Source organism: Knoellia sinensis KCTC 19936 (genome assembly GCF_000768705.1).
In the GTDB taxonomy this organism is placed as follows: domain Bacteria; phylum Actinomycetota; class Actinomycetes; order Actinomycetales; family Dermatophilaceae; genus Knoellia; species Knoellia sinensis.
In genome coordinates this window covers 22,066-31,676 of the sequence record NZ_AVPJ01000023.1, presented here as the reverse complement: position 1 = coordinate 31,676, position 9,611 = coordinate 22,066, and the positions used below count along the sequence as shown (strand labels likewise).

Genomic DNA, 9,611 nt, shown 5'->3' with positions numbered 1-9,611 from the left:
GGTGTGAAGGGAAGCTGCATCCCCATTAGGGGTTCGAGTCCCCTTGGCTCCACACATGTGAGAGGCCCTTTCCCTGACCGGGAGAGGGCCTCGCTCGCGTTCAGCGGCGGAACGCTCGTGCGACGAGTCGAAGCTGCGCAGGAAGGCGTCGACCGCGGCGACTGCATCGTCGACATTCGTGAACCATTCAGAGGCGGGACTCTCACCGCGGGGCGCGTCAGCGTCACGTGCGAAGGTGAGCGACACGAGGAGTTGCCGCCCGGCCTGAGCCTCGACTCGCACGATGCAGACCCCCGTTCCGTGCCCAGCCGGGGCCACTCATCGAGCACCTCTCAGACCGTGGGAAGGCTGTGTCATTTCCTGGCCCTCGTCAGGGAAGGATGCGGATGGTGAACTGCTGCGAGGCGGTCTGGCCGCCGCTGTCGTTGACCCGTGCCACGAACGTGAAGGTGCCTGCGGTCGTGGGCGTGCCCAGGACTCGACCCGGTGACGCCTGGATGCTCAGCCCCGGCGGGAGCGTGCCACTGGCCAGTGACCACGAGTAGGGCGGAGTGCCGCCGCCCGGGAAGAGGCTGGCCACGTAGTCGACGCCCACCTGACCGTCCCTGAGCTGGTCGGTCCCGTTCGTGATGACGAGCGGGCTCGCCGGATCCACGGTCAGGGTGAAGGTCTTGGTGGCGGTGTTCCCGGCTTGGTCGCGGACCCGCACCGTGAACGTCGAGGTCTGGACGCGTGTGGCAACACCGGTGACGGCTGTCGTGACGGACAGCTGCAGGGAGTTGCCGGCGAACCTCAGCCCGTCCGGCACGCGACCGTTGATGAGCGACCACCGGTAGGGAGTGCCCTGCCCGCAGCACCCCTCGATGAACCCGGCGTAGTTCTGACCGACCCGTGCGTTCGGGAGCGGTGAGTTCGTGGTGATCCGCAGCAGTGTTTGCGCCGTGACCGTGAGGACTGCCGACCGCGTGATCCCGTTGTAGGTCGCCGAGATGGTCGCCGTGCCCACGGCCGAGGGGTTGATCGACACCGGGAACGCACCGGTCGAGCTGAAGGCCGGGACCGTCACGGTCGACGGGACGGTGGCGATCGATGTGTTGCTGCTCGCCAGCGAGAGCGTCGCCCCTCCGGTCGGCGTCTGGGCGGTGAAGGACACCGTGGCAGAGGTGCCGGTGGTCCCCGTCTGGACGGTCGACGGACTCAGGGTGAGCGACGCGAGGTCGCCGCCGGGCTGTGGCGGTGGAGGAGGAGTGACGGTGATGGTGGCCGTGCGCGTCACTCCCCCGTAGGTCCCGGAGATCACCGCCGTCGCGGTGGCCGAGACCGGACTCGTCGACACGAACTGCACCACGACCCTGCTGTTGACTCCCTCCGGCACGATCATCGTCGCCGGCACGGTCGCCACGGCCGTGTTGCTGCTCGAGAAGGAGACGACGGCCCCTCCCGGAGGAGCAGGCGCGGTCAGGGTCGCGGTCGTCGAGGACGACGACCCACCCTGCACCGTTGCGGGGCCAACGCTCACTCCGTCGAGGGTGACTGCCGGCGAAGGAGTGGGAGTGGGTGTGGGCGTGGGTGTCGGGGTGGGCGTGGGTGTCGGGGTGGGCGTGGGTGGAGGTGACGTGACCGTGCAGCCAGACAGCCGGACATTGGCGGCCGAGGCCGAGCCGTCGTTCACATCGACGGTGCAGTCCGCCGGACCGGTGAAGCCGGAACGGTCGATCTTGAACTCACCGGACCCGTCGCTGGTGGTCATTTGCACGCCATCCACCGTGATCGCACGGTTGGCCAACGACGACCCCTCGATCCGGAGCCGGTTCCCGTCCAACTCGGCGCGCGAGACGCTGACGGCCGCGTGGGCGGTGGTGGCCAGACCGACCGACATCACCGCCATCAGGAGGACCAGCACCCACGCGATGCGACCGCGACGGTGACTCCGGCTCCGACTGCGACTCTGACGAGCGGACATGCCTGCCTCCTTGCAACGCACCCCCGCACCTTCATGATGCGCCGGTGGTCAGCCCAGCGAAATAGTCACTTGGCGCAGAACCCGCACGGCGCTCCGGGCCAACGTCAGAGGTTGCCCAGCACGCGGTCCACCGCGATCTCGATGACCACACGTGAAGGGTTGATGCGCGGCTGCCGGTAGCGGACGGCATACCGGGAAACGCCTTCGGCGACCGAAGCGGGATCGGAGAGGACTCGACACGGTCCCTCGAGCGAGAGCCACCGCCTTCCCTCCACCTGGCACAGGACGGCCCGCCCCCCGCGCCCCGCATTGCGTGCCTTCTGCGACCCGCCGCTCGTGATCACCCGCGCGACCCCCGCCGAGGCATCCCACGTGAAGCCGACGGGCACGACATGCGGCGACCCGTCGCGACGCAGCGTCGTCAGCGTCGCGAGGTGCCGCTCGGCCAGGAAGTCGAGCGCCTCTGCGGACAGGTCACGGGGGTCGCTCGGCACACGCGCAGGATGGCACGGAATGCGTTTGCGCCCCGTGGTGGGTCGCCCTACGGTCGAAAACATGACTGCTCTCCTGTATGCCGTCAGCTTCCGTTCCGCGGACCCCGCTCGGCTGGCGCAGTTCTGGGGTGAGTTGCTCGGCCGTGACGTGGTCGATGACCCGTGGGGGGCGGTGGCGTTGAGCGGCACGGATCGCCCGGGATATCGGCTGCGTTTCGAGCAGGCTGACGCCCCCAAGATCGGCCAGAACACGATCCACTTCGATCTCACGAGCGCCACACCCGAAGTCATGCAGGACACCATCGACAGGGCGAGAGCACTGGGTGGTCGCAGCATCGACATCGGGCAGGGATCGGATGCTGACCACGAGGTCATGGCGGACCCCGACGGCAACGAGTTCTGCGTCATCCCCGCCGGCAACACCTTCCTCGCGGACACCGGCTTCATCGGTGGCATCAACTGCGACGGAACACAGGACGTCGGCTACTTCTGGAGCAAGACCCTCGCCTGGCCCCTGGTCTGGGACCAGGACGAGGAGACGGCGATCCAGTCACGAGAGGGTGGATCCAAGGTCACGTGGAGCGGTCCACCCCTCATGGAGAAGCACGGCAAGGCCCGGATCGCCCTCGATCTCATCGCGCCCGACGGTGGCGACCTCGAGAGCGAGGTCGAGCGTCTCACTGCGCTCGGCGCCCGCCGCGACGACAACGGTCAGGGTGCCGCGCCCTGGGTGGACCTGAAGGATCCCGACGGCACCGACTTCCGGCTCTTCCCCGCTGGCTGATCCACGCGTCTCAGAACGCCGATCGCAGCAGCATCGCCGCCAGCGCGAACATCACCAGCGCGATGACGACGTCGAGGACCTGCCAGGTGCGCGGGCGAGCGAACCAGCGCGAAGCCAGCCCGGCGGCATACCCCAAGCCGGTGAACCACAGGATGCTGGCGACACCAGCACCCAGGCCGAACCACCAGCGGCCCGTGGGTCCGTGCGCTGTGGAGAGGTTGCCGAGCATGAGCACGGTGTCGAGGTAGACGTGCGGGTTGAGCCAGGTGAGCGCGAGAGCGGTCGCCGCCACCGCGCCCTTCGCGGTGGGCGCGCTCGCCGTGAGCGTCTTCGGGTGCCGCGCCGCGAGGAGCGATCGGATTCCGAACCAGATGAGGTATGCCGCCCCGGCACCCGTCATGATCCGCACCAGTCCCGGTCGGCTCTCGACCAACGCTCCGACGCCAAGGACGCCGGCGACGATGAGGACGAGGTCGCTGATCGCACAGATCGCGACGACGACTCCGATGTGCTCGCGGGCGACACCCTGGCGCAGGACGAACGCGTTCTGGGCGCCGATGGCGACGATGAGGGCGAGCCCGGAGAGCATGCCGCTGACGACAGCGGCGAGGATCGTGGTGTTCATGATGCCTTCGACGCTAGGCCTCTGTTCCGAATAAGGCCAGCGAAAGAATCTTGGGGTTCCTTAGCCATGCTTATGCTTGGTCGATGCAGGCCGACCAGCTCCGAGCGCTCCTCGCCGTCATCGACGCCGGGACGTTCGAGGCCGCTGCACGCCAGCTTCACGTCACGCCCTCGGCGGTGAGCCAGCGGATCAAGGCACTCGAGCACTCGCTGGGCCGCGTGGTCGTCCGGCGAGGGCAACCCTGTGAGCCGACCGCCGCCGGTGAGGTGCTGGTGCGACTGGCCCGGCAGCAGGAGCTCATCGAGCAGGAAGCCCGCGCGGCGCTGGACGAGTCGGCGGCCCCCCGCGAGTTGCCGATGGCGGTCAACGCGGACTCGCTGGCCACGTGGTTCCGGCCGGTGCTGCGCGACGTGGCGCAGTGGGATGGCGTCGTGCTCCAGCTCCACGTCGAGGACGAGGGGCACAGCCACGAACTGCTTCGGGCCGGGATCGTTGTGGGTGCCGTGACCTCGAATCCCATTGCCGTGCAGGGCTGCTCGTCGAATCTAATCGGGAAGATGCGCTACTTGCCCGTGGCGACTCCGGAGCTGCGCGACCGGTTCGTGCGTGGCCGCGGTGTCGACTGGGCGCGGCTGCCGGTGCTTCGCTTCAACGAACTCGACGACGTCCAGCGCGGCTTGCTGCGCCGGCACGGGATCGCTGATGACGACCAGCCGCCGACGCACCGGGTGCCCTCGTCGGAGGGATTCGCCGACGCCGTGCGGGCCGGGCTGGGGTGGGGCGCGCTGCCGGAGGCGCAGTGTCTCGACGACCTCGAGAGCGGCAAACTCGTCCGGCTCAGCTCCCGCGACCACGTGGACGTGTCCCTGCACTGGCAGGCCTGGCGACTCCGCTCGCCCCTCGTCGACCGGTTCACCGAGACGATCCGCGCCCATGCCCCGCGCAGCTGAGTCCGCCGGTCGCCGCTGCGGCCAGGACGCGGAAGCCGTCGGATGTCGCGGCAATATCCGCGTCCTCCCACGACTTTCGCGACATCGACCGACGGCTCTGCCTCAGCCAGCGCGCACGAAAGTGACCGACTCCGCCATCTTCGTGAGCACCTGAACGTCGTCCGGTGAGACGCCGGGCGTGGTGCTCACCTCCAGCGCCACACGCTGGTCGTCGACGTCGAGGATCCACAGCGTGGACCTTTGACCCGGGGCCTGAAGATAGCGACCGCCGCCCAGGCTGCTGACCCAGACGTCGAAGTACCCCTCGGCGCAATCGGCGAAGTCGATGTCGGCCGGCGCGACGAGATCCAGGCGCACCCCGTCGTGGCCGTCGACGCTCACGGGTTGCGGCGACGTGGTCGTCGTGAGCGCCTGCCTTGCCAGGGCATCGGCGAGCGAGGTGACGCTCGCGCCGGCGTCGAGAAGCCCTCCCGACTTCGTGCACGGGTCGGCGTGAACTCCTGCGATTGTCCAGTAGAGCAGCCCCTGATACGGCTCGGTCCTCGGGATGGTGAAGCGGTGCAGGGCAAACCCCCCGTATCCCCGAACGCCCTCCGGGACGTCGACGACGGCAAGGTGCACCGTGTCAGCCGCACCGTTTGCACGCAGGCTGTGCCGGCCGGGGCTCAAGAGGGTTGTCCCGTCCGCCTCGCCATCGACCGGCACCACGTTCTCAGCCGACGTGCCGGAGGGAACCTCCCGTGGCGGTTGGCTCGCAGGTGACGGCGCGAACTGCCGCGGCGTCTCGGTCGTCGAACTGCATCCGGCGATGAGGACGACGACGAGGACGACAGCGCCACGCACGCCGGCAAGGCTCATCTCTTGATGGTGCCAACGGCCCCGCAGCCCGGATACCGCCCGATCGGGCCCTCTCCGCAAGGACAGGTGGACCACCGCGGAAGGTCGATCAGGCCATCTCCACTCAACCGCTCCAGCGACCCTCGTCCCACGCGGCAGCCAGCGCACCGGCATACGTCGACAGATCGTGACCGGCCGCGGCGACCCAATCGTCATCGTTGTAGGTCTCGTCGTAGCGGTCGCCGCGGTCGCACACCAGCGACACGATCGACCCGCTCTCGCCGCGCTCCTGCATCTCGGTCGCCAGCTTGAGGGCGCCATAGATGTTGGTCCCCGTCGACGGTCCGGCGTGAATTCCGGTGCGCTCACGCAGGAATCGCATCGCCGCGATCGACGCGCAGTCGGGCACGCCAAGCATGCGGTCGACCACGAGCGGCAGGAACGACGGCTCAAGGCGAGCCCGTCCGATGCCCTCGATCCGTGACGGTTCGAGGCGGGCCTCGCCGTCCTGCTGCCACGCCGGCAGGAACGCCGAGTGCTCCGGGTCCACGACGCACACCTTGGTGTCGAGCGCCTGGTAGCGGACGAACCGGCCGATCGTCGCCGACGTGCCACCGGTCCCCGCACCGACGACGATCCACGAAGGGACGGGGTGCTCCTCCATGGCCATCTGCTCGAAGATCGACTCGGCGATGTTGTTGTTGCCCCGCCAGTCCGTCGCCCGCTCGGCGTTGCTGAACTGGTCGAGATAGACGCCTCCCGCGGCATCGGCCACGCGCCGCGCTTCGTCATAGACCGCGGTGGGGTCGTCGACGAGGTGGCAGCGACCGCCCTCTCGCTCGATGAGCGCGATCTTGGCCGGCGACGTCGACGAGGCCATGACCGCCACGAAGGGCAGCCCGAGCATCCGCGCGAAATGCGCTTCACTCACCGCCGTCGAGCCGCTCGATGCCTCGACGACGGTCGTCCTGGGCCCGATGATCCCGTTGCACAACCCATAGAGGAACAGGGAGCGGGCCAACCGATGTTTGAGAGAGCCCGTGGGGTGCGTCGACTCGTCCTTGAGATAGAGCTCGACCCGCTCGCATCCGGGCAGGTGCACCCTGATGAGGTGCGTGTCCGACGTGCGCGTCGCGTCGGCGCGCAACTTGCGGATGGCCGCTCGCACCCAGGCCCGGTCGGGCTCGGTGCGCAGGCCCGTGTCGACGAGCGGGGTGGGGGCCGCGGCGGGGGGTGGGGTCGACGCTGACATGCCGCCCACGCTATCCGCCGCGGTGACGGTTGCCCCACCGCACCTCTTGACCCCCGACCTACCGGGCAGGAAGTGCTGTGATCCGGAACCTGTCAACCTGTTGTGAGTCGGTTGTCGGGTTGTGGGGTGTTGAGGACGACGTGCGCGTGGGGTGTCTTGACGCGCCAGGCTTGGGTGAAGCGTTCGGGGTGGGCTGCGGCGAGGTCGGCGAGGACGGCTTGGCGTTGTTGGTGGACGTGAACCCAGGTTCCGTCGTGGACCGTGGCCGGGGTGTGCCCTTCCAGTGAGGAGTGGCGGTGCTGGGTGTTGTACCAGGCCACGAACGTCGCTGCCCACGCTCGAGCGTGGTCCAGGTCGGTGAAGAACCGCGGGGCGGTCGGGGCGTACTTGGCGGTCTTGAACCAGGATTCGGAGTACGGGTTGTCGTTCGACACCCGGGGCCGGTTACGGCTGACCTGGACGGTCAGGTCGCGGAACAGTTCGGTCAGGGTGCGCGACGTCATCGAGGCGCCGCCGTCGGAGTGCACGATCCGTGGAATCACGCCGCCGTGGTCGGTGATGGCGCGTTCGAAGAGGTCCTTGGCCAGGTCGCCCGACTCGAGTGCTTCGACCCGCCAACCGACGATCTTGCGGGAGAACACGTCCAAGATGACGTACAGGTCGTAGGACGTCCCGACGTAGGGCCCCTTGAGTTTGGTGATGTCCCAGGACCACACCTGCATCGGGCCGGTCGCGTCCCACTGCGGCATCGCGGTGGTGCGGTGACGGGCCCTGCGCCGCACCGGCCGGGACGCTTCGAGGTGGGCGTGGGCGATGCGGTACCACGACGACAACGACGCGACCGGGTCGGCGGCGTCCCACGCCTCGAAGTAGGCCTGATACACCGACTTCCCCGACGCGAACGCCGTGGTCAGCTTGGCCGTGATGGCGTCGACCTCGACCGTGCTCAGCCACGCCGGCGCACGCCGCTGACGGTGCGGCACCGGCTGCAGGCTGCGCGGCCGGGGGCGCAGTCGCAACTGCCAGGAGCCGCGAGAGATCCCCAGCAACACCAACGCGCGACGCTGCGACAGGCCCGCAGTGAGCAACGTGGCCACCAGCGCAGCCTCGAACGCCCACCACGCAGGCCGGTCCATCAGGGGCGGCTGTCGGTTCCGTCGCTGCCCTTGGGTGCCGCCCCGCCCCGCAAGAGCTCGATAGCTTTTCCCAGCGCATCGACCACCCGCGCCGACGACTCCGCAGCCGCCTTCGCCGCGTCCAACTCGGCACGCAACTGCTTGTTTTCGGCGTGTAGCCGCGCCAGTTCCTGATTCTCTTCCATCGACACCAGCACCCCTCCTCGAGGGATCCGTCCGGACTGGACCACACCGGCCAGGACCTTCCGGCGCCACGTCTGGAGCGTGTACTCGCGCACACCCCGCGCCTTCCGCCACGCCTGACGTTGGCCATGCGGCACCGCCAGATACTCCAACACCAAATCGCGCCACTGCTCCGGTGTGAACTCTGAATACTCCATCAGTCAGTCATCTCCTCGGATCGAGGACGACTGACTCACCACCAGACTGACAGACAGGGGATCACGACACTTCCTGCCCGCTAGGTCGGGGAGAAGCAAAGGCGGAGGCGGTATGCCGGGTGCGCACCCGGCATACCGCCTCGCAGTTCGTCCGTGGCCGGGACTTGGAGCGGAGGCTCCTAGGCCTTGTCGTGACCCTTGTCGAGGTGCGGCGTCGAGAGGTCAGCGCCTTCGGACGTGCCCGAGGTCGACGGCGCGGCACCGTCGGCCCACTCACCCGCATCGGTCCAGGCGTCGCCCTCGGAGACGGACTCGTTGGTGCGCTCGCCGCCGAAGTCGGAGGCGGCGGCCTCGTCGAGCTCGTCGACCTTGGCCGCTGCGGCACCCTTGGCCTCGGCCGCCTTGTCCGCAGCCTTCTCCTTGACCTCATGCGCCTTGTCGGAGGCAGCGTGCTTGGCCTCGGCGGCCTTCTCCTTGGCGGCAGCGCCGGCAGCGGCGGCCTTGTCCTTCGCGGCTGCGGCCAGGTCAGTGACCTTGTCGCCGACGGACGCGCCGTTGGGCGAACTGTGGGCCCCGAGCGACGAGTCGCGACCGGCCGACGGCGGGGTGTAGGCGCCCGCGGTCGCCCACGGGTCCTTCTTCTCGGTCGACTTCTTCCACGCGTAGGCGGCGGCACCTGCCGCGACGAGCAGGAGGAGCAGGCCCTTCTTGCCGCCCTTCTTCTGCTTCACGACGGCGTCGCCCTTGAGCACGTGGTAGGCGTCGGGAGCACGCTCGGCAGCCTCGGACGCGGCCCCCTTGGCGGCGGCGGCTCCGGCGACGACGGTCGCGAGTGCGGAGGCCAACTTGGGGACGACATCGTCAACGAAGGTGTCCTTGGCGTCCTGCACCTTGGGCGCGAGATTGTCGGCGGCCTCCTGGACGCGGGGCGCAGCCTGGTCGGCGTAGGCGCGGGCCGTCTCGCGGGCGTTCTCGACGCGCGGCGCAGCCTTGCCCTTGAGGTCTGCCGCGCGGTGCTTGAGGTCTGCGGCGGTCGTCTGCGCGTCCGATGCGGCGCTCGACGCAGTCTCCAGACGCTCGGCGACCGCGTCGCGTGCCTGCTCGGTCTTGCTCTTCGTGCGGAACACAGCGTTCTCCTATCGATGGACGATCGGCTTCTTCCATCAAACACTGTTTGCAGCCGACTGTCA

Annotated in this window: 10 protein-coding genes; 2 read left to right on the top strand and 8 right to left on the bottom strand. The window is 68.8% G+C overall.

All coding sequences use genetic code 11. The features are described 5' to 3' along the window. Positions 1 to 370: 370 nt before the first annotated feature. Both N802_RS20370 and N802_RS18115 read right to left on the bottom strand, forming a co-directional pair. Positions 371 to 1,963, bottom strand: a complete 1,593-nt coding sequence (locus N802_RS20370) for a putative Ig domain-containing protein (protein WP_035919182.1) — start codon at positions 1,961 to 1,963, stop codon at positions 371 to 373. Positions 1,964 to 2,067: 104 nt separating this feature from the next. Further along, the gene (locus tag N802_RS18115) at positions 2,068 to 2,457 is read right to left on the bottom strand and encodes a PPOX class F420-dependent oxidoreductase (protein ID WP_035919180.1); all 390 of its coding nucleotides are present in this window, start codon (positions 2,455 to 2,457) and stop codon (positions 2,068 to 2,070) included. A 61-nt stretch (positions 2,458 to 2,518) separates the two neighbouring features. Here N802_RS18115 and N802_RS18110 point away from each other — a divergent pair, with 61 nt between their 5' ends. After that, on the top strand, positions 2,519 to 3,241 hold the full coding sequence (locus tag N802_RS18110; protein WP_035919178.1) for a VOC family protein: 723 nt from the start codon (positions 2,519 to 2,521) through the stop codon (positions 3,239 to 3,241). Positions 3,242 to 3,251: 10 nt separating this feature from the next. On the opposite strand, the gene N802_RS18105 is transcribed toward N802_RS18110, so the two are convergent. Continuing rightward, entirely contained in the window at positions 3,252 to 3,866 is a 615-nt protein-coding gene (locus N802_RS18105; protein ID WP_035919177.1) for a LysE/ArgO family amino acid transporter, read from the bottom strand. 83 nt (positions 3,867 to 3,949) lie between these two features. Between N802_RS18105 and N802_RS18100 the strand changes: the two genes are divergently transcribed. Further along, positions 3,950 to 4,816 carry a LysR family transcriptional regulator ArgP gene (locus N802_RS18100; RefSeq protein ID WP_035919175.1) on the top strand — a complete coding sequence of 289 codons (867 nt, stop codon included), beginning with the start codon at positions 3,950 to 3,952 and terminating at the stop codon, positions 4,814 to 4,816. Positions 4,817 to 4,918: 102 nt separating this feature from the next. Here the strand turns inward: N802_RS18100 and N802_RS18095 are convergent, their stop codons facing one another. The 5 genes from N802_RS18095 to N802_RS18075 form a co-directional block, all read right to left on the bottom strand. Continuing rightward, the gene (locus tag N802_RS18095; RefSeq protein WP_156971502.1) at positions 4,919 to 5,674 is read right to left on the bottom strand and encodes a hypothetical protein; all 756 of its coding nucleotides are present in this window, start codon (positions 5,672 to 5,674) and stop codon (positions 4,919 to 4,921) included. A 103-nt stretch (positions 5,675 to 5,777) separates the two neighbouring features. Beyond that, positions 5,778 to 6,905: a PLP-dependent cysteine synthase family protein gene (locus N802_RS18090; protein ID WP_084072339.1), complete on the bottom strand. Its 1,128-nt coding sequence runs from the start codon at positions 6,903 to 6,905 to the stop codon at positions 5,778 to 5,780. 92 nt (positions 6,906 to 6,997) lie between these two features. After that, complete coding sequence (locus N802_RS18085) at positions 6,998 to 8,041, bottom strand: DDE-type integrase/transposase/recombinase (protein ID WP_052110146.1); 1,044 nt, start codon at positions 8,039 to 8,041, stop codon at positions 6,998 to 7,000. Next, positions 8,041 to 8,421 (bottom strand): hypothetical protein, encoded by a 381-nt coding sequence (locus N802_RS18080; RefSeq protein WP_035919171.1) that lies wholly within the window; start codon positions 8,419 to 8,421, stop codon positions 8,041 to 8,043. The genes N802_RS18085 and N802_RS18080 overlap by 1 nt, the downstream gene beginning before the upstream one ends. A 179-nt stretch (positions 8,422 to 8,600) precedes the next feature. Further along, positions 8,601 to 9,548: a hypothetical protein gene (locus tag N802_RS18075; protein ID WP_035919169.1), complete on the bottom strand. Its 948-nt coding sequence runs from the start codon at positions 9,546 to 9,548 to the stop codon at positions 8,601 to 8,603. Between the last annotated feature and the right edge of the window lie 63 nt (positions 9,549 to 9,611).

Excerpts from the sequence above, each read along its gene's own strand:
- N802_RS20370 (WP_035919182.1), bottom strand. The coding sequence starts at position 1,963 with ATGTCCGCTCGTCAGAGTCGCAGTCGGAGCCGGAGTCACCGTCGCGGT.
- N802_RS18110 (WP_035919178.1), top strand. The coding sequence starts at position 2,519 with ATGACTGCTCTCCTGTATGCCGTCAGCTTCCGTTCCGCGGACCCCGCT.
- N802_RS18105 (WP_035919177.1), bottom strand. The coding sequence starts at position 3,866 with ATGAACACCACGATCCTCGCCGCTGTCGTCAGCGGCATGCTCTCCGGG.
- N802_RS18100 (WP_035919175.1), top strand. The coding sequence starts at position 3,950 with ATGCAGGCCGACCAGCTCCGAGCGCTCCTCGCCGTCATCGACGCCGGG.
- N802_RS18095 (WP_156971502.1), bottom strand. The coding sequence starts at position 5,674 with ATGAGCCTTGCCGGCGTGCGTGGCGCTGTCGTCCTCGTCGTCGTCCTC.
- N802_RS18090 (WP_084072339.1), bottom strand. The coding sequence starts at position 6,905 with ATGTCAGCGTCGACCCCACCCCCCGCCGCGGCCCCCACCCCGCTCGTC.
- N802_RS18085 (WP_052110146.1), bottom strand. The coding sequence starts at position 8,041 with ATGGACCGGCCTGCGTGGTGGGCGTTCGAGGCTGCGCTGGTGGCCACG.
- N802_RS18080 (WP_035919171.1), bottom strand. The coding sequence starts at position 8,421 with ATGGAGTATTCAGAGTTCACACCGGAGCAGTGGCGCGATTTGGTGTTG.